This is a genomic window from Clostridium sp. AF20-7 (assembly GCF_003479275.1).
In the GTDB taxonomy this organism is placed as follows: domain Bacteria; phylum Bacillota; class Clostridia; order Lachnospirales; family Lachnospiraceae; genus Otoolea; species Otoolea fessa.
Genome location: NZ_QUGF01000001.1, coordinates 143,358 through 164,406, shown reverse-complemented (window position 1 = coordinate 164,406; position 21,049 = coordinate 143,358). Strand labels below are relative to the sequence as shown.

Here is a 21,049-nt window from a genome sequence, read left to right as displayed (position 1 = left end):
TCAGACACCCCCAGACTTAATAGTGAACCTTCTTGTCAAACATGTTCCGGTACTGCAATCTCCAGTACTCCTCCAAAATCGGCTGGCTGGTGTCCAGCACTTCCCAGGTGCCATCCTTATCGCGCCATGCACCACCATCCATCGCAGGGATCTCCTCTCTCACTTCCTTCAAAAACTCCTGATACGGAAGCAATTTTATCCCCGCCTTTTCAAACATCAGTTCCGAGAGAAAATTCGCACTGGTAAATACATTTTCCTCCGCATCGATCTCATAATTCGCCCAGATAAAAAATGGGACAATATAGCGGCTCTGCGCTTCCGCAAGTGTCCACTCCGTCAGCGGCTTTCCTGCTAACGGCTCATAGAAACTTTCTTCCACCATCGGCTGATGATCCCCAAAGAATACGATCACCGTTGGATCTTCTATCTTGCTAAAATAATCAATCAACATCGGAATCGCCACATCTGACTCACGAATCAGTGTCAGATACTCTTCTGCATTTGGAAATTCTCCCTCATGCCCCGGAATCCGGACTGCATTCTCTGTAAAACATCCTGCGTCGTATCCGCTGTGATTCTGCATCGTCACATTAAAAATAAACGCCGGCTGTCCACTTTGACGGATTTTTTCAAACTCTTCGATTACCTTTTTATAAGAATCCCGATCCGAAATATAACGATCTCGAATCAGCTCTGCATTTTCAAAATCAGACACATCCAGAAACGTTTCAAAGCCAATTTTGGGATACACCTGAGCGCGATTATATCCTCTCTTATCGTATGGATGAATTGCCGTAGTATGATACCCTCTGGTTTTCAAAATCTGTGCAATCGAATACGTGCCATTCCGTGTGATATACTGCTGATACGGAATCGATCCTTGAAGAAATGCCATCGAATTTCCTGTCAGAAATTCATACTCTGTATTTGCCGTTCCGCCTCCGATCGGATATACCTGCATATAACCTTTTACTACATTTCCCGATAAAGAATTAAAATTCGACATATACACTTCATTATCCAATTCCGGGAAAATCACACTGAGATCCGAAAAACTCTCATTCATAATCGCGATCACATTCGGACAATTCTGTTCCTTCTCATCTTCCGTTTCTACAAATTTCGAAATCATCTCTTCCGAATCTTTTGACGAATATCCCGCTGGCTCTTCCAGTTTCATATGGCGGATATCCGAAATGAAGCTAAGAGCAATCCCATACCTCTGAATGTTTATATTTTGGTTCCAAAAATCCATATCCGGGGCAAATAAAGTTCCACCCATCATAAAACTAAGCAGACATACAGACGGAAGCGACCACACTAAAACACACGAAAAAACACGTTTTTCTCTTCCATAAAAATAAAAAGTCAATACAAGAAACGCTATCAGAAGCCACAATGCCAGAAGCATCGGTCCCGTCACACTGTAGTGGTAATTCATAAACACATTTTTAGCCGTTCCCATCGCAAGAAAATCTCCCGGCACGATAGGCGAACCACGAAACAAACGCACAAACGAATTTGCTACGGAAAATATGTACATAACCAGCATGACCGCCGATACCGAATAAAAAATACTTCGAACCAGCATATACACCATCATCAAGAACAGAAGGTAAATCACAATATTTCCGAAAATATATTCTGCCCCAATATTTGCCAGATTCTGTTCCACCAGTTCGACCATGTACAATAAAATAACAGATGACAGAATCAGCCACACGCCATCTGTCACTATCCGATAAATCTTTTTGTCACTGTCTCGCTTCTCATGCCATTCATGCACATTTGCTCCAAGCACCGATATGACTAATAATATCAAGCCACATCGAATTCCTAAATCCAAGATGTTAAAATAACAGGAAATAACATATAAGACAACATAAAATCCAATAAAAAATGCTACTCCCTTTTTGATTCCGATCGACTTTCTTAAATTCACAATCAACTGTTCCATCCCTGCCAAACAAAACAGTGTTATCAGGAATACTCCGGCAAACATCACTAGATTATTAAAAATAGAAACACTGCCGATTGTTTTCCGCAAATAGTAAGACTCCCACCCAGAAGAATACAAATCTGTGCGGCTGATTCTCTTATCATTAGACCATATTTCTGCCACACCAGAGCCATCATGCATCTGGAAATCCACCTGAAGCTCTTTCACATTTTCTGCTGTATAAGAAAGCGTAGCCGGGCTGTCCGGATTGACCACCATCCAGACACCATCTGCATGATTCCAGTCCCCCTGTTTTTCTATTGAATCAAAGGGGACGTCCTCTCCATCCAGAAGAATTCGGACAATCCTTATATCTGATCCACCTGATTTGATATTTCGCTCGGCTGTTGCTGTAATGACCAGTCTTGCTTCTTTTGCAGGGCTGGCAAATATATCATTAAAAATCGTATGCGAAAAGAAGAGTGAGATTACCAGTGCTACCAGTAAACTCACTCCATATTTAAAATATAAATTCTTTTTTATTTCATTTCCAAGCATTATATTTTTCCACACATATTATTTTTAGTGTTTTTTTTCAAAAGAAACATTGCTGAAACATATAGCGGTGCTGTAAATATAAATGGTGCACAATAACGATACATAATAACCGGACTTAAAAGTACAGTAAGCCACATACCAAATTCTGCACTCAAAATCAAGACCATTTTTTTATTCCTATTTACAAAAACAGCATAAACACCAAGAAAAGCCAAAATGCAGCTATAGAATCCAGCCTGACATAATGTCGAAAAAATCGGAATCTTAGAAAAAACCATTTTCAAATTTCCACCATATCCATCTCCAGGACTTCCGGCTCCATATAAATTTTCTAAAATCCACTGATACTGCGGAAATAAACTATCCCTCTTAATTACAAACCCCGGTTCATACCCTACCGATTCAGCATAGCAAAGTATATCTATGTACGGATGCCACGGTCTGGGATCTGGCCAAGTTTTATTCGGATACCATAAACTAAATGTTTGCAGTCCAAATGCCTGTACATATCCTATTGGATCAAAGACAGAAAAACTAATATATGATTTCAAAAAAGAAAGCTTATCATTCTGTACTTCTTCTATATTAAGGTTAGATTTTACGTGGTCTGAAATAAGAGGCTCATATGTATTCCATCCCTCATCAGGAACAAATTTTTGCATCTCTTTACGTTGATTTTCCGTCAAATCATCATTATTATATACCCATGCCATTTGTTGCAAAGGTAAACTTAGCATTTCTCTTAAGGCTGTACCTTTCTGCCACCCACATAAAGCATAGACCGGTCCTTGATACACAAATACGAATATTATGACTCCTGTCAATAAGATCAAAAATTTTCTTCTAGCTTTCAGCAGTAATGCAGACAGAAGTAGAAAAGTGAGAACATATACTCCATTGTTTCTAATGACACACATTAAAAACATCCATAGAAACAATTTTATAGCATTTTTCTTATTTAAAAATTGCTCATCTAGTAAATATTCAATTAACAATAATACTACCATGGCAAACGATACTGCAAAAAGCGAGTCCTGCGCTGATGTCAAAGAAAGGATAACATGTATAGGCAAAAGGAAAAAAAGTGTAGATAATATTACCCACATTCTATTCATTTTATCATTTATAAATGATAAAACTTTCCAGATAACATACAACGAAACACTCATTTGTAATAAAGTAAATGCAGCAAAGCCTATCGAATAATTATCAAAAATGACCTTTCCAGCATTAACAAAGAAATAAAATATCCCGCAATATACTGGAGACCATTGAGATGATATAGGAATCTCTTTTCTCAAAAATTCATGATACCAATAAGGGGCATCTGTTGCATATACTCCAGGAAATAACGCTAAATATGCCATTATCCAAAATAAAACAATTATAGCAAAGCATCTTTTCAGATTTTTTTTATCGCTTTCAATTGCAATCGTTTTCTGTTCAAAATAATATATTATATAGTGCAAAAAAGGGAATATTTCTATTGCCAAAAGGAGCACTGTCGCTGCTGTCATTATATTGAATTGGATACATGACATTATATCTAATTGAAAGCCAAACTCTAAAATCATCGCATAAAAAACAGACAAGACAATTGAGATATAAAACTGAACATTTCTTTTTACAGAAATTCGGTAATACATCTTAAACGTACAAAAAAAAACAATTAATAATATTTCTTTTCCCAAACCAGTAAAAGTATAATTTAAATATTGCATCTGTATCCCAAGCAACCCACAAAAACTCATTGCTATTGCAATTATAATTTTCATCCAACTATGTTTATTTTCTGATATAGTCATTTGATAACCTTTTCCTTATTCATTTCAATCATTTGTAATCTAAATTCATATTCTCTGCGTTCTTTTTCCACAATTTCTGATAAAATAAGTCCAGAAAAGAAAGAAACCATCGCAGCCAATGCAACAAACCCAGAAACAATTAATGTCGGAAAATTAGGAACCATTCCTGTTTGTATATACTTATACAATACTGGAATAAACATTATCAATGAAATCACACCCAGCAACGCTGAGAGCATTCCAAAAAAATTCATTGGCCGATAATTTTTATATAATCTCCCTATCGTTTTTAATACCTTAATTCCATCCGAATATGTATTTAATTTCGATTCACTTCCCTCCGGTCGATCTCTATATTCAATTATCACATTTTCAATACACATATTTTTCTCAACTGCATGGATCGTCATTTCCGTCTCAATTTCGAATCCTTTGGACAAAACCGGAAAACTTTTTACAAAAAGGTAACTGAATGCACGGTATCCTGTCATAATATCTCGAATATTTGTATGGAACAGACGATTAATAGTTTCCCTTACTAAACTGTTTCCAAAATTATGAAAAGGTCTTTTATTCTCTTCAAAATATGTAGATGAAAGCCTATCCCCTATAACCATATCTACATTCTTATACAGCACAAGTTCCGCCATATGTTTTCCATATTCAGCCGGATACGTATCATCCCCATCAACCATAATATAACATTCGGCATTAATTTCTCGGAACATTCTTCGAATAACATTGCCTTTTCCCTGACTATATTCATAGCGAACAACCGCTCCTGCTTTTTTTGCCAATTCAACTGTCCTATCCGTTGAATTATTATCATATACATAAACAACTGCATCTGGCAGTTCCTTTTTCCAGTCTTTAACAACTTTTTCTATCGTTTTTTCTTCGTTGTAGCATGGTATTAAAATAGCTATTTTATCCATTATATTCTTCTCCAATATTGTTATTTCCATAACTTCTCCAGGTATGTTCCATTTTCTATCATAAAACGAAACTTTTTCTGCGCTGGTTCTATATCTTCCTTATACGTAATCCCAATCCACCTATCCGACGTATTCAAAACTTTTACAGAAGCTAAATTCTTGTCCAGCAATTCCGCTACAATATTCGGGAGAAGATATTCTTTCTTCTCCGGATTTTCTCCTAATGTATCAAGGAATCTGGCAAATTCTTTATCTATATAATGCAAAAAATCCGGATATCCCGCCCACATATTCATGGATACCATTGTATCTGATGTAATCCATTTGCTGACTTCCGCATTATCGCACTGTATTTTTCCATCCACTATCTGAATTCCCGTTGTCTCAATCACTTTCTCCAGATATCCATTTGCATCTGCCACACAGACACCTCTGGTTACAGCTCCGTTCTCACTCAGCGTGTTCTTCAAAGAAAATCCAGCCATGGCAAGGTTCATCTTCTCTTTATTCTCATTCTCGGAAATCAAGAACTCATGAAGCTTCATAAATGCCTCTTTTCCGTAATAATCATCCGCATTGATAATCACAAATGGTTCCTTTACCACATCTTTACAAGCTAAAATCGCCTGACCGGTTCCCCATGGTTTCACTCTTCCTGCCGGAACCTCATAGCCTTCCGGCAGATCATCCAACTCCTGATACACATATTCCACCGGCATAAACCTGGATAAGCGATCTCCGATTATCTCTTTAAACTCCTGCTCAATCGCTTTCCGGATCACGAAAACAATCTTTGTAAATCCGGCTTCTTTTGCATCATAAATAGAAAAATCCATGATAATCTCTCCATTCGGAGCCATCTTTGCAAGCTGTTTAATGCCTGTTCCAAATCGCGAACCGATACCGGCAGCCATAATAATAAGAGTCGCATCCATGTCTTTCTCCTCCATCACATATATAACATTATCTATCTGTTGCTTTATTTTATAATCCTATCCATCACTTTCATATGTACATATGATAAGGATAAAATAACTCCTATTGTAACTATAAATGAAAGTGTAAATGGTATATGCACAAATGAACATAGTGTCAATAAAAAACAGCCAATGTTAGCTATTCCACAGTAAAAAGAGTTACGTAGCTAATTGGCCGGTCAGCAATAACAGTTTAACTTAGGTATCTATTTTTGTAAAATCATTTACTTTCTACACTTTGAATTATACAGGAAGCTATTTATACATTAATTTATATACCAAATTTTCTTAGATGTTTTAGAGACAAGATAACTTTTTTTTGCAATTCTTGCCAACGGTTCATCTGAATATGAATCCGAATAGAACTCATCGATATTTTCATTAGGGAACCGCTTTTGAAAACGTACTACTTTTTCCTTTCCATAACAATTCTCCCCATAGTACTTCCCTGTTATTTTTTCAACTTTAGACGCAATCAAATATTTTATTCCTAGTCGTCTACAAATCTCTGTTAATAATATTTCCGGAGATGCCGATATAATTACATCATCAACCATCTTTTTTTCTATATACCATCTACAAATTTTATTTTCATTTTTATTCCAAAACATATCAATGTCGTGATCAATATCTGGTATCATTCTAAAAAAAACATAAAAACCTTCTTTCATCTCTGTCTTATTAATAAGTTTAAGTTTATATTTTATTATAGAAATAAGTTGTCGTGGCAAACACCTTAAAATTACCGGATGTTTTTTTATAGAATATAAATAAAAATCTATTGTACTATCTCCATCATAAATCGTTCTATCAAAATCATATACATTCATAATTTTCACACCGCATATAATAATCCAAAAATAAATAATGCATATAGGATCAAAATCCCTATCAAAATTTTATCATGTAAAATCACCTCTACAGGATCTCCATCCGAATCTCCTTCCACATCTAGGCTATAACTCATTAACAAAATTATAAATATTGGAATAGTCCAACTAATTTGCGCATTTGACATTTCATATGTCCATAACGCATAAAATACAATTGTTAATGCCACGCATACATACATATTTTTATCTAAAAAATCAACATTATAGTACTTTAAAACATCTCTAGTATCTGTTTGTTTTTTCATCTCATTGCGCCGTTTTCCAAGTCCCATATATAAACTTCCCGATGTAATTACCAAATAAAGCCATTTTGATATAGAGACACCAGTAATCATTCCTCCATAAAAAATCCGAATCACAAAACCTGCTGCTAATATTACAATATCAATAATAGGCTTATTCTTTAAGCCCATGCTATATGCAACGTTTAACCCCAAATATGATATAAGCAAAACAAACGAACGAAAGTTATCCAAATAAAATGATAGCACGCACGATACACCTATACATAAACTCATAATAACTATCGCTACTCTGGGTTTTATTTGCCCACTAGCCAATGGTCTATTTTTCTTAATAGGATGCTTTCTATCTTTCTCTATATCCTTCAAATCATTTAATATGTAAATTGCTGAAGAAATAAAAGAAAAACACCAAAAGCCAACCATCCCAGCTGTTAATTTGCTAAAATCAAAAAATACACCGCCAAAAAACATAGGAACAAAAATCAACAAATTTTTTATGTAGTGCTTTACGCGAAGTAGTTTTATATATTTTTTCAATACTTATTCTCTCCCTAAAACGTAATAATAAACAATTTTCTATATACATATTCCTCAATTCTGAGAACAAAGACCCAAATTAGAGAAATTTCAACTTTATAAACTCCATCATTATAAATAAATCAATAACAAATATTTCAATATGATGCATCCACCTTATAAAACCAACAATTAATTTTTTACAGAAAGTCTACTGTATATGCGCTTTATTATTAATTCTGAATACATGAATGAGAGTGCTTCAGCAATAAGCACTGTAACAAGAACATTTACGCCATAAACTAATATCCATTTAAATAACCAATTATTTAAATTAACCATGCCTACCACATAATAATTAATTGAACTACCAATTCCTTGTGCAAAATAATAATAAATTGCATTTTTCCCAATATGCTCGATAAAATTTTTCTTTACGCTATATCGTCCCTCAAAATACTTAGCTAATACGATTGTAATCAAAGAAGCAAACCCGTATTTTATTGATGGTGGAAATTTTGCCGATTGTAAGTCATATAAAGGTAACCCTTGTAAATACGATGTAAACATCGTACCCAGTGCTAGTAAGGACAAAAACATCAGCAATTGACGCAAGTTCTTGGCTTTTCCCATTTTATTCATTCCCAGCATCCAAAAAAAACTGTAAAAGAGGAAATATTGAACATCTAAACCAAAAAAATATTGACCATATGATATCCAAATAAATACACCTATCAGTATCCACATATATGTTTTTTTATTCTCGGTCGTTCTAGCAAAGCCTTCTAGTATCGTCATAATTATTGCATTCACAAAAATCAAAACAAAGTAACATGGCAAAAACCATATTGAACCAGCTACAACGCAGAATCCTGGTATGCTAACATTAAACATATAATTTTGAAAAAGATCCTTAATATCAGATACTCCTTCAAAAGAAAACGGAAAAAAATGAGAAAAAAAACAAAACACTGATACCGCTGAAACAAAAAATATCCATTTACACCATATGTCAAGTATACTTTTACAAGTTTTTTTTATATCACTTTTTTTATAACTTGATGCCCATCCAGATAAATAGAAGAAAAACGGGACATCTAACAACAAGGTTAGATTCCAGAACCATTCTGGTGTATAGCTTTGCCCTGACCAAAAAGCTGTATGTATCGCAATGATTCCGATAGATGCGATTCCTCGCAAAAAGTCTATATAATTATTACGCTCTGCTCTGCTCTGCTCTGCTCTGCTCTGCTCTGCTCTGCTCTGCTCTGCTCTGCTCTGCTCTGCTCTGCTCTGCTCTGCTCTGCTCTGCTCTGCTCTGCTCTGCTAAAAATTGTCTCATTTAACCTTACCTCTTTCAACCTCTCCATATATCCTTCCTCTATCCGACCTTTTTACTCATTTCTACACCTAAGAACATTTTTTTCATGACCTTTTAATATATTTTTCTTTGATCGAATTACAGCCGACAAGCATCATAACTTATCGGCCGCATAAATATATTCTTTTATAAATTAATTAGACTTACTATTTGAACCTAATCCAAAACTTCTCAGCCCATACTTAAAAATATTTAGAATCATACTCTAAGTATCTTTTATATTCTTACAAGGTTTCTTTATAATTGATACGCCAGTTAAAAATTGTTGTTCCATCCTCCATATTTGAATCGACAATATAATTAATATTGGCATCCATCAAATTAAACAAATAACCTTGCATACATTCTCCTCCATTCAAATGAATTAATACTGGATTAACTTCGCTCAGCTTACTTAAATGATCCAATTCCAATCTAGATTTCTGAGAAATATTAATACGCTCAAAATTATAATAAGAAAAATTCACTAAGTTTAATATTAATAAAATAAGCACCATACATCCCAAAAAGAATTCTTTCCTGTTCTTTTTATATAATAATATCCCCGTGGCACACGTTGGAACAATAAATAGATGTGCAAAATATCTAGCCCATGCCAATCCTGGTACAAAAATAGTTTGTATAAAAGTCAAGGCTATTACAAAAAGTAAAATTTTCCAAATATCTTTTCTTTGTTTTTTCTTATAATCATGCACACACTCCAAAATCAATACACATAAACTAATCAGAAAAATACCACTGAATAAAAATCCCCATCCACCTATTCGTAAATCAAACAAACTTCCTGTTTCTATTTCAGCCACATTAAATGCAAAGGGTAATTTTAAAGATGGTTTCAATTCTGAACCTGCACTGATATTAGCTGCATGCGAGAAAAGTGAACAAATGAACTGTAAAACATATGGCTTATTTGCATATGAATCTGGAAGCATAGTCGTAATGATTTCTATTTTATCTTTTCCTACCATTGTATACAATAGATTTTTCTGATAAATCAAATTACGAATATATGAAGTACTTCCAGTAAAGCAAATTGCGCTTCCAACTGTAACCAAATAAAATCCTGTTGTATGAATAAAATCATTTTTTAATTTTTCTTTTTCATTTAGAAAATCAGAAATCAACCAATAAAAATAAAATCCCCCACAATATACACCCATAAAAATTAAGCCAGAATACTTTATATTTAAAGCCAAATGAATTGCAGCAAACATAGCAATCCAATCTTGTCTGCAATTTTCTTTTCCTCTAAAAAAGGATATATTAATCAATGAAAGTAATGCGCTATAAATAAGCATTTGCATCATACCATCATTATAATACGACTGACTTTGAGGAAGCGTTATTGGGTTTATTACCACCAAAGCCGAAAATAAACATCTGATATATTTGTTAAACAACTGATAATCGCTCAAACGACCAAACAACATGAAAGCAAATGAAAGCATAATTAACGCATTCATACATTTTCCCATTTCAATATTTTCAGAAAATTTATAAAATGCTGCTCCAATAATCCAACTTGCTTTTGGATAATGATCATACCAGACTGGCCAAGTATAATCCTCTGGAATGATTTTTAATGTTAAAGCTGCCTCTTCAAAACTTTGATATATCGGATTCCATCCATTTTTTAATAACCCGATAGTTGTTTTATGATAAGTATTTCCATCATATGAAAAATCGTATACATTTACTGACACAACCGCACATATAAATACAATACATGTAACAGAAATTAGTATATATATCCCTTCTCGTCGTACATCTAGCTTTCCTATCCAAGCTGTCAAAAATGTGGATGCTAAAATTGAAACTGGAATAACATAAACTTGAATAGGAACTCCTAAAACAAAGAATAATGTAGACATCCAAACAATTGTAGCTAAAAAAAGAAGAATAGAAAATCCTATTTGATATATAAAATTAGTAGTCTTATTTTTTAATTGTACCATTCCCTAATTTCCTTTCACTATGATTTATTTAAGAAGCTAAGATAAATTTTTCTTCATTTTTTACGCATTATGATTTTTTAACAACTTAATCAACTTACTTTTACATTTAACAAATATTGAACGCTCACTTTCTAAGCGTTTAATTCTTTCTTCGTGCCATTTTTGGATTTCCCACTGATGATTAATAGATTCATTATGACGGTTTATAACCTCCTCATGGCGTTTAAGGATTTCTTCATATTTATTAGCATTTGTAAACTCACAGTTTGGTGTGTCTACTTCTAAACGTTTTGCTCCTCGAGATATGTTTTCAAAAAGCATATCTAACATCAAAGTTAAATTTTGATTCAGATTATAATCTATCGATGTTCCAAAAGTATCTAATAAGTTTTTCCAAGCTTTTTTTATATCAAATGACATAAAATTTTCCAGACTTTCTCTAGCCTCTTCTCCCATTTGTTTTCTTAAAGAATCGTCTTTCAATAATTTTATAATCCCATCAGCCAGTGCCAAAACATCACCTTGCGGAACGACTATTATTCCTTTATTATCTCTTGTAAGTTCCAAATTTGGTAATTCAAACATCACAGCTGGCAACCCATACTCCTTACTTTCTGCTAATACCATTGAGAAGCTTTCACTTAAAGATGTCATAGCAAAAATTGATGCCATTTGATAATATTCTCCTATTTCCAATTCATATCCGCAAAATTCGACGTTCTGTTCAATATTCAAATGATTAGCTCGTTCCTGCAAGCCACGCATCCAAGAAGGATCATCATTATCTCCAACAATTGTTAAAGTAGCTGATGGTAATTCATTATGTACAATTGAAAAAGCCTCTAAAATTGCATATGGATTCTTTTCTTCAGCCAAGCGACCAACCCAAATTATATTTTGTGAATTGTAGTTATTAGATATATTTTTTCTTGAGATACAATCAATCGGGTTAGGAATAAAATAAGTGGGCGCATAATTTTTCCAAAATTCAACATCAACTTGTGATAAGGAAACAACTCGATCAACCATACGATAAATTCGTGGAAGATAACTTGAAAACTTAATATCATACCACATAGAACCACAAAACATAGAATGTGTTTCTATAACTAAATTACATCTAAGACCTTTAATCAAACATACATCCCACAATAAAACACAGCATGTACATGAGTGATATAGCATTGTATCTATCTCATATTTTTTTATCATACTTTCCCAATAATTTGCCCTTTTCTTATACCTTTCTCCTTGAGAATTCGTATATTTTGGCAATATAATTCTTGGCAAATTTTCTGGCACCTCATAATCATCCGAAGTTGCTTCCTCATCAGTAAATAGTACTATATTGTAGCCCAATTCTTTCCATACAAATAGCAATTTAGAAAGGACTTTTTCTACTCCTCCATTTCTCATTCTATGGTAATATACACCAATATTTTTTGCTTTTTTTCCAATTGGAATTTCCCTATCTCTTGCTGTTAAACGAGATAACAATTCCTCACTTTTCTCCCAGTATTGTTTAGCCATATTGGATATTACTGTACTAATTCCTAATTTTTCAATTAATAAATTATATCCTTCTTTTGCATCTGAAATGGAAAGACAATAATACCATTGATATATAGCATCATCGATTATACTATTATTTATACCCTGAATAATTTCCTTTTGATTTTGACCTAACTTTTTTTCTGAAAAAGCATTTAACCCATGTACAACATCTAATCTTGTACACTGTTTTTGAAATTGTTTCAAACTGAATCTTTCATTATTAGTAATTCCAATTCCAAAATTATAAATATATAATTTATCATCGATACCTCTATATCTTGAAGCATAAAAGCTAATATAAAAAAAAGCATATAAATCTTCTGCAACAACAATATATTTATCGTCAATTTCTAAAAATGCTTTTTTACATACTGCAGAATTATATGCTTTATTCCACAAAGTAAAGCTCCAATTTTTATCTTTAAAACAGGCTTTGCATAAATCACCAGAATACTGCTTGCAATAAGGTTTTAAAACGTTCTTAAGATTTTGCTTCTCCAAATTTGTATACGTTTTTCCATACCGGACATCCGTTCCGAATTGTAATATGTCAACGGGATTTGCCGACATTTCTTCCCAAATTCGTTGGCATGCATTAGATTTATACATATCGTCCGCATCACAAAACATAATATAACTGCCTTGTGCTTGCATAACCCCATTTTTTCTCGCACAACTTGTCCCGCAATTTTTTTTCAAATGTATCGGTTTTATTCTTGGATCCTTAATGGCATAAGAATCTATAATATTTCCACTATTATCACTTGAACAATCATCTACGCAAATTATTTCTATTTCTATTAATGTTTGCTGTATTAAACTATGAAGGCATTCCTCCAAATACTGCTCCACATTATAAACCGGCACAATAATAGAAATCTTAGGTTTATTTTTTCCGTTTCTCAACATTGTATTTTTCTTAGTATCCTCTCACTTGTGTTTAATTCAATGCTTTATATATTAAGCATTTTTTCTCATCTGTATTAAATATTTTATAAGTTCTCTCCTCCGACTCCCAATCGGCAGCACCTTATTGGCAATCTTCCGGATGCCCGCGTTCTGCTCCATCCTTGCGATTCTTGACAGTTCCGCTTCTCTCTCATCCATCAGGCATCGTTTCGTTTTTCTCAGGATCATCGGATAATACGGCGACAGCTTCGCATACTCCCAGAAATATTCCGCAAAATCACAGTCCACCACATCCCAAGGTTTCTGGTATCCAGCGAAATGGATCAGATACGGGCGTTTTCTCGCCTGTGTGTATGCTTCATAGAGCTGTCTCGGCGCCATCTTGAGAATGTCCATACGGCTGCGTCCAATCTCCTGCCAGTCCATCAGCGTGTTCCACTGCTGTGGCAGGTAAGTTACTTTGTTTTTGCACACGATGTTCAGGATATCCTGATCGTGACAGCGATAGGAATGGGTCAGTGCCATCTGAATCATATCTTCTGAACTCATCGTCCTGCGGAGTCCGTCCAGATCAAGAATCAGGACACCTGCCTGGAAATAGTCATACGGGCTATCCAGACCCAATATCTCGGTCGCATAGGTCTGCCAGTTGTTCTGGTTCAGATTCAGCTGTCCTGCCACATCGATGTCTTTTGCTGCCCCGATCACAGCTCCGTTCAGGTCGAAATCATACAGTTCTGCTACGTCATGATCGGCTACCATATCACAGTCCAGGTAGAGAATCTTGTGATAATTCGGCATGATTTCCGGGATGATCAGGCGGTAATATGTCTCTACGGACAAGTGCTGATCGACAAATAATTTGCCCGCATCGAAGTATTCACATACTCGGATGAAACGAATCGATATATTCTGTTTGTCCCTGGCTGCCATGGAAATCAGATGCTGATTTTTCTCAGAAATGTCGTTGTACAGAATAATGATGTCATACTCTCTCTCCGGTGAGGCATTCACAATCACCGAGCGGATCATGATGTCAAGATACGGTGAAAATTTATCGTTGGCAGACAGCACGATCGGCACGCCTGCCGGATAAACCGGCTCCAGAACCGCTTTCGGCGCTGTCTCTTTGAACAGGGTTTTCGGCAATTCTCCCGCCCGGATTCCCGGCTGGGTTTTCAGCCACTCATAGTAGATGCCGCAAAGGCGTTCTGCCAGATATCCCATCACCCGGTATTCTTCCACGCTGTACCAGGTACTGTCGATCCGCTTTTCTGTCTCAAAAAGGATGTCAAAGAGCCATGCACAGTAGTCTTTATAGATCTCTTTTTTCATGATGAACATATTGCACTCATGGGCGTTTTCGGACTGCATATACGAATCTGCTGTCTGTGCAAACGCCGGATATTTTTCTTTCAAAATCTGCAGGGTAATGTCGAGATCTTTCCGGTGCTGGAAAGGAACCATGCCATATTCATGGTATACATCCATCGTTTTTCCTTCTGTCTTAATGCGCGGATACCGGCGTCCGCGGACGCTGATCACGTCATATTTTGTGATCAGATCGCGCATAATCTCCGGCTGAAGTTTCATTTCCTCGATCGCTTCTTCTGAGATGCGGTCATAGGCAATATTCCCCCATCCATCGTCTTTGTTCAGAGACGGATCAAATGCCAGATAGCGGCGGTAATGGAAAAATCCATAGTAATCCGCCTCTTCGTTTTTCCATGCCCAATACTGTGCCGTCAGCTCACAGTATGTCTTATTCCGTTCGGAAATATTGTCTCCCTCATCGTCATGCAGCATCCCCGGAAGTTTTTTTCCGGAGAGTGCCGTTCCTACCTGAATCGGGTATAAATATGGGTTTTCCGGCACATAGGCCGGTTTGTGGCAGACCACGTAGATCCGGATATCCGGGTTCTGTCCTGCTTGTTTTTCCATGTATATTACATTCCTTTCATCTACAGCATTTTGCGGGATTTTTATGCGTTTTCCGGCAGATTCAGGCTTTCCATATAAGCATCGCAGACGCTCTCTGCCTCGCCCTGCATAACCACATTTCCCTTGTTCAGCCAGATTGCATGGTCGCAGAGCTGACGCACGGTTGCCATCGTATGGGAGACAAAGAGAAGTGTCGTTCCATTTTCCAGCATATGATGCATGCGCTCCTGGCATTTTTCCTGGAATGCCGCATCTCCGACGGCCAGCACCTCATCGACGATCAGGATCTCCGGCTGCACGATCGTGGCGATAGCAAATCCCAGACGGGCTGCCATACCGGAGGAGTAGTTCTTGATCGGCATATTCATGAAGTCTTTGAGTTCTGCAAATTCGACGATCTCATCGTAGTGTGCATCCATGAATTCTTTGCTGTAACCGAGAACGGCGCCATTCAGATAGATGTTTTCCGTCGCCGTCAGTTCGCCGTCGAATCCGGCGCCCAGCTCGATCAAGGGTGCGATACTTCCCTTTACCTCTACCGTGCCCCGGTACGGCTTCAGGATGCCGCAGATCAGTTTTAACAGGGTTGATTTTCCGGAACCATTGGTTCCGATGAGGCCCCATGCTTCCCCGCGTTTTACTTCAAAATTGATATCTTTCAGAGCCATGAATTCCTGAAACATGAGCTCCCGTTTGATTAGTTTTACAAAATATTCTTTTAAGTTATCGATGCGCTCGGAAGCCATATTGAAACGGACCGCCGCATTGGTTACTTTTATGATTGTATCTTTGTCCGATGCCATTTCTGCCTCCTAGATATATAAGATAAATTTATCCTGCGTCTTTAAGAACGCGCCCACTCCGACCAGAAGTGCGATACCTGCTGCCACGAATCCGGCGATGATCAGATACGAATCTGGCATCCGGCATTCCAGAACGATCTGTCTGAACTGCGTGATATAGAAGTACATCGGATTCAGGGTCATAACCAGTTTCCGCAGTGCCTCCGGAAGCAGGGTGATCGGATAAAATAATGGGGTCAGGTACATCCATGCGGTCAGTACTGCATTGTAAATATGCTGGATATCACGGAAGAATACACATCCCTGTGCTAACAGCATTCCCAGTCCCAGGCAGAACAGATATTCCTGCAAAAGAATCACCGGAATGAACAGGAAGAATACATTCGGGACTACCCGGCACACGATAAATACGATAATAAGTGCCCCCAGAGCAAATATCATATTTACAAAGGAACTTGTGATTTTGGAGACGGTAAATACATATTTCGGTACATACGTTTTTTTTAGCAGGGACGCATTTCCAATGATGGAAAAGATCGCCTGTGTGGTTGATTCACTCATAAAGTTATAAAGAGTCTGTCCGATAATCAGGTATACCGGGAAATTGGTAATATCCGATCGGAACATATTGGAGAATACAATTACCATGATAACCATAACCATCAGCGGATTCAGAATACTCCAAAGATACCCCAGAAAGCTCCGGCGGTATTTCAGCTTGATGTCTTTTGTGACAAGCTGCTGCATCAGGAAGCGGTATTTGTAAAATCCGCCCAGTCGTTTTAAGAACAAATTCATATCTTTTCCTCTTTCTTCGATTTTGCTTTTATTTCAAAAAAAAACCGCGCAGCAATACCCGCCGGAAACTTCCTGCCGGAAACAGACGGTTTAACTTACGCATATCTATTTTAATTTTTAAGTTGGTCGGTTTTAAACGAAACTCCCGTATATTCGATACTTCTTCCTCCTTTCCCGGTTCAGTATGATAGAATTTAAGATAAGGAAGCTCGGCACATTGTATGCCTTTCTTCCTCTGGTAAAAGTAAAAGATACCAAACAACCGCTCCGCAAGATAGCCATACAGCCTTGGTTCCTGCGGTTTGTTTATCTCTTTTCTCTCCTGCTCGAATGTATCTAAAAGTGTAAAAAGCCATTCCATATAGGTATGGAACAGCTCTTTTTTCATGATATACATATTCATATAATAGATATCTTTGGAACTCATATATGCCTTTGCCGAATCTGTATATTCCGGGTAAACCCGGTTTACAATCTCCAGCATATGATTCAGTTCTTCTGCTTCATGATACTGGCAGTACTGGCGGTATACCGTCGTATTGATCCGCTCCCGGTAAACGGTCAAAAGATCGTATTTCGCGATCTGTTGTACCATCCACTCGGCTTCCATCCAATATGGTGTCAGATCGTCCCAGATGGAATCCAGCTCTATATACGGATGCTGGCGTTTTCCAAGGATTCGTCCACTCGCCATCACGGGGCAGACCCTGTGAAATGTCAGATAGCGGCGGTAATGAAAGAATCCATAATAGTCGCAGTCTATATTTTTCCAAGCCCAATACTGTGCCGTCAATTCACAGTAATCCGGATTTTTCCCGGATATATTATCGCCCTCATTATCTCGATATGCCATATGTTCCAGACGTTTTTCCATCAACGCCGTTCCCACCTGTACCGGATAAAAAATTGGATTTTCCGGTACATAGGTCGGCTTATGGCAGGCAATAAAAATGCGTATATCTGGTTGTTTTTCCATGTCTTATTTCCTGTTTATAGCTTTTTATTCCGTTATTGCTGTTCTTCTTTGACTCCTTCCGTACTTTCCTTCATCAGCATAATCTTCGGCGTCATGATAATCAGCTTCAGATCTTCCAGCACTGAATAGTTGCGTATATACGTCAAGTCCAGTTTCAACTTGTCATAAGGGGTCGTGTTATATTTTCCATACACCTGCGCGTAGCCGGTCAGACCGGCTTTGACTTGCAGGCGGAAGGAAAATTCCGGTATCTCTTTTTCCAGTTCTGCCGCCAGCTCTGGGCGTTCCGGGCGCGGACCTACGATGGACATATCACCTTTTAAGATATTGTAAATCTGCGGCAGCTCATCCAGGCGGGTTGCCCGCAGTATCCGGCCAATCGGCAGGATTCTCGGATCATCCTCGCTTGCCAGCCGTGCCTTTCCATCTGCTTCCGCGTTCTGCACCATGGTACGAAATTTATATATCTGGAATTTCTTTCCGTTTTTTGTAAGGCGCGTCTGCTGGTAAATCACCGGACCGCCGTCGGTCATCTTAATACAGATTCCTACAATCAAAAAAATCGGAATCGTGATAACGATTCCGATGAGTGATCCGACGATGTCGATGATCCGTTTCATAATTTCCTGCTCAATCTGCAGTCCCTGATTATTCCGCGATAAAAGCAGCGGCGAATCAAACAGATTTAGTTCCACCGAACTGCGAAGTAAAATATCCGATATTTTCGGGACGCTGTATGTCCGGATATTCTGGCCGAAACAATATTTGATGATATAGTTTCGCTCATGCGCCGGTATATCTCCGACAATCACACTGTCGTATTTGGCGATCTCCGCTTTGATGCGTTCCGGTCCTTCGTGGTAGCTGACAATCTGGCTGATTATGTATTTATCTTCCCGCGCATTCATTTTTTCAATCAAATGATAATCCGAGTGATCGCCGGAGATCAGCAGCAGCTCTCTCGGCGGGAACATGCCCCGGTACAGCCAGAGAAATGTCATCGTCCACGCGAGGATGATGACAACCGCCCCTATCAGATTGACCACCAGTGGCGCCGGTGCCGTGAATTTCTTATCCTGCACGCTGATCTGGAAATACGTAATGATATTGGTGACTACCACCGCCAGTATCTGCGAGTAGATCAGATTGCCCCGTTTCAGGAGCGCTATCTTAAATCCGCCGTACAGCTGCATAAAGAAAATAAGCAGGAGTCCATAGATGAATATCATCATCCAGTTACCCCTGCGGAAGAACGGCGCCCAGATGATCTTATTGTACCAGTTAATCCAGATGACGCCATAGAGTCCTGTCAGAAGCGCAACCAATATCAGGGCAAATCCCAGCTTGATCAGGCGCTTGTATTGCTCAAATTGATTCATGCTTTTGTGTTTTGGTTCCTTTCTTTTACTTATCTTCCGGCAGACAGATTCCCAGTTCTATCCTGCGCTTTTCTCCCAGAAGCTCAACCTCCACCGTCACGATCCGCTTACGGATGCGCTTGCGTACAATCTTGTCCAGGAAGAAGGATAATGGTCCCTGGGCGGTTAGGATGTTGCCGTCTTCGTCAAGGGTGACAAAGGAGCGGCGGACAAGACATTCATCCAACTCCATCATCTGGCAGAGCAGTTTCTTCTCTTCCTCCCGGATCGCCCAGAATTCACAGTCTGTCCGCAGGAGTTTGGAAAGCTTCGGGACCCGCTTTAACGCCAGAAAGAATTCCTCCGGCGTGTCGGTGTCCGCGATAACATAGGATGGAAAGAGCGGTTTCTGGTATTCCAAAAGTTCCCCGGCATTGCGCCAGACGCATTCCTGCTCAATCACAAAACAGGCGCGGTACCCATTTCCTTTCAAAACGCGTTCGATGCATTCTGTCAGCTCCTGTTCCCTGCCTGTCTGTGTCTGGATCACATACCACATATCGCACTCTCCTTTGCATTTTCTCTGCTTTCAGGTGCACAATGGGTATGCTTCGCCATCCCGGAGCCGCCTTCTGGCTGCCCGGATACGATCTCGATCCATCCTATGTTCCATCTTTCATCTGACCATGACATTGATCACAGGCAGCTTACTCCACGTGCTTTTGATTCTTATTCTGCGCCTCTTAACGCGCTTTCATGCGTCCGCATAGGCACGCCCTGATTTTAGAGGATTTGTGCCTATGCGAAGTCTAGTTTATTATACTACGGTTTGTGGGGGGATTCAATAGAAGTTTGTGGGAAGGAATGTTTAGGAAATTCTTAAATTAATTTAATAAGATAAAAGCGGAGTTTTCACCCCGCTTTATCTACAGTCTTTGCACCAGGACTGGTTTCTAATTTGACCATTTCCCATTTTACGGAAACCAAATTCGCTGATTGGTTTTGGCTTATTACAATTCGGACAAATACGAACAGGCTCACTTCCATTGTATCCACTTGATTGAATTATTGGTCTATCAACATTAATATTATTTTTCTTATTAGCCGCCATTACAATACTCCTTTTTAACACATAAACTTCTTTTTATATCTTTATTTATATCATTTGCTCTGCCATCCGATAAATAAACAGCAATTGCGTTTTCTACCGCTTTATTTAAAGAATCGCCATCTTCTAACGCTTTAAAAGCCAGTTTTTTATGTAATTCTGGCTTAATCCTGACATTAAAAGTGCCTTTATATTCCCTTTCCGGTTCCTTTCCAACTTCACTGCAAAATATAAGGTAATCGTCAACTGCACAATGAAATTCTTTTTCTACATCCGCAATATTACTTGTTTGAAAATCCACATAATCATTGATTCCTTCAATAACTCCATCAAATCTCCGCTTTTCCCATTTCCCTTCCCCTCCCCCCTATGCTACAATACCCTTATCACACCACCCA

18 protein-coding genes are annotated in these 21,049 nt (G+C 37.8%); all 18 read right to left on the bottom strand.

Annotated elements, in window-relative coordinates:
* Window positions 1-16 precede the first annotated feature (16 nt).
* The 18 genes from DWX68_RS00790 to DWX68_RS00710 all read right to left on the bottom strand — a co-directional run bounded on the left by DWX68_RS00790 (window position 17) and on the right by DWX68_RS00710 (window position 20,952).
* Window positions 17-2,452 (bottom strand): LTA synthase family protein, encoded by a 2,436-nt coding sequence (locus tag DWX68_RS00790; RefSeq protein ID WP_182432110.1) that lies wholly within the window; start codon window positions 2,450-2,452, stop codon window positions 17-19.
* Between the two features lie 44 nt (window positions 2,453-2,496).
* The gene (locus DWX68_RS00785) at window positions 2,497-4,272 is read right to left on the bottom strand and encodes a DUF6020 family protein (RefSeq protein ID WP_147354931.1); all 1,776 of its coding nucleotides are present in this window, start codon (window positions 4,270-4,272) and stop codon (window positions 2,497-2,499) included.
* Between the two features lie 26 nt (window positions 4,273-4,298).
* The gene (locus tag DWX68_RS00780; RefSeq protein WP_118628436.1) at window positions 4,299-5,237 is read right to left on the bottom strand and encodes a glycosyltransferase family 2 protein; all 939 of its coding nucleotides are present in this window, start codon (window positions 5,235-5,237) and stop codon (window positions 4,299-4,301) included.
* Window positions 5,238-5,257: 20 nt separating this feature from the next.
* The gene (locus DWX68_RS00775; protein WP_347475150.1) at window positions 5,258-6,187 is read right to left on the bottom strand and encodes a sugar phosphate nucleotidyltransferase; all 930 of its coding nucleotides are present in this window, start codon (window positions 6,185-6,187) and stop codon (window positions 5,258-5,260) included.
* A 293-nt stretch (window positions 6,188-6,480) separates the two neighbouring features.
* Entirely contained in the window at window positions 6,481-7,044 is a 564-nt protein-coding gene (locus tag DWX68_RS00770) for an HAD-IB family phosphatase (protein WP_118628397.1), read from the bottom strand.
* 5 nt (window positions 7,045-7,049) lie between these two features.
* Window positions 7,050-7,889: a decaprenyl-phosphate phosphoribosyltransferase gene (locus DWX68_RS00765; protein WP_118628396.1), complete on the bottom strand. Its 840-nt coding sequence runs from the start codon at window positions 7,887-7,889 to the stop codon at window positions 7,050-7,052.
* Between the two features lie 171 nt (window positions 7,890-8,060).
* A complete protein-coding gene (locus DWX68_RS00760; RefSeq protein ID WP_118628395.1) occupies window positions 8,061-9,077 on the bottom strand; it encodes an acyltransferase family protein in 1,017 nt (338 codons plus the stop codon).
* 7 nt (window positions 9,078-9,084) lie between these two features.
* Entirely contained in the window at window positions 9,085-9,210 is a 126-nt protein-coding gene (locus DWX68_RS15000; RefSeq protein WP_279220390.1) for a hypothetical protein, read from the bottom strand.
* A gap of 263 nt (window positions 9,211-9,473) precedes the next feature.
* On the bottom strand, window positions 9,474-11,204 hold the full coding sequence (locus DWX68_RS00755; protein ID WP_118628394.1) for a hypothetical protein: 1,731 nt from the start codon (window positions 11,202-11,204) through the stop codon (window positions 9,474-9,476).
* Between the two features lie 60 nt (window positions 11,205-11,264).
* Complete coding sequence (locus DWX68_RS00750) at window positions 11,265-13,667, bottom strand: glycosyltransferase (protein WP_118628393.1); 2,403 nt, start codon at window positions 13,665-13,667, stop codon at window positions 11,265-11,267.
* A gap of 51 nt (window positions 13,668-13,718) precedes the next feature.
* Window positions 13,719-15,608 carry a DUF4422 domain-containing protein gene (locus DWX68_RS00745; protein ID WP_118628392.1) on the bottom strand — a complete coding sequence of 630 codons (1,890 nt, stop codon included), beginning with the start codon at window positions 15,606-15,608 and terminating at the stop codon, window positions 13,719-13,721.
* 41 nt (window positions 15,609-15,649) lie between these two features.
* Entirely contained in the window at window positions 15,650-16,411 is a 762-nt protein-coding gene (locus DWX68_RS00740) for an ABC transporter ATP-binding protein (RefSeq protein ID WP_118471628.1), read from the bottom strand.
* Between the two features lie 9 nt (window positions 16,412-16,420).
* Window positions 16,421-17,209 carry an ABC transporter permease gene (locus tag DWX68_RS00735; protein ID WP_118628391.1) on the bottom strand — a complete coding sequence of 263 codons (789 nt, stop codon included), beginning with the start codon at window positions 17,207-17,209 and terminating at the stop codon, window positions 16,421-16,423.
* A 28-nt stretch (window positions 17,210-17,237) separates the two neighbouring features.
* On the bottom strand, window positions 17,238-18,185 hold the full coding sequence (locus DWX68_RS00730; protein WP_118628390.1) for a DUF4422 domain-containing protein: 948 nt from the start codon (window positions 18,183-18,185) through the stop codon (window positions 17,238-17,240).
* Between the two features lie 32 nt (window positions 18,186-18,217).
* Window positions 18,218-19,564: an exopolysaccharide biosynthesis polyprenyl glycosylphosphotransferase gene (locus DWX68_RS00725; protein WP_118468912.1), complete on the bottom strand. Its 1,347-nt coding sequence runs from the start codon at window positions 19,562-19,564 to the stop codon at window positions 18,218-18,220.
* Between the two features lie 25 nt (window positions 19,565-19,589).
* Window positions 19,590-20,102, bottom strand: coding sequence for a transcription termination/antitermination NusG family protein (locus tag DWX68_RS00720; protein WP_118482501.1), 513 nt, complete (start codon window positions 20,100-20,102; stop codon window positions 19,590-19,592).
* A 363-nt stretch (window positions 20,103-20,465) separates the two neighbouring features.
* Window positions 20,466-20,654, bottom strand: coding sequence for a hypothetical protein (locus DWX68_RS00715; RefSeq protein WP_117796560.1), 189 nt, complete (start codon window positions 20,652-20,654; stop codon window positions 20,466-20,468).
* Window positions 20,644-20,952, bottom strand: a complete 309-nt coding sequence (locus tag DWX68_RS00710; RefSeq protein ID WP_243027432.1) for a type II toxin-antitoxin system HicB family antitoxin — start codon at window positions 20,950-20,952, stop codon at window positions 20,644-20,646. Before DWX68_RS00710 ends, DWX68_RS00715 begins: the two co-directional genes overlap by 11 nt.
* Between the last annotated feature and the right edge of the window lie 97 nt (window positions 20,953-21,049).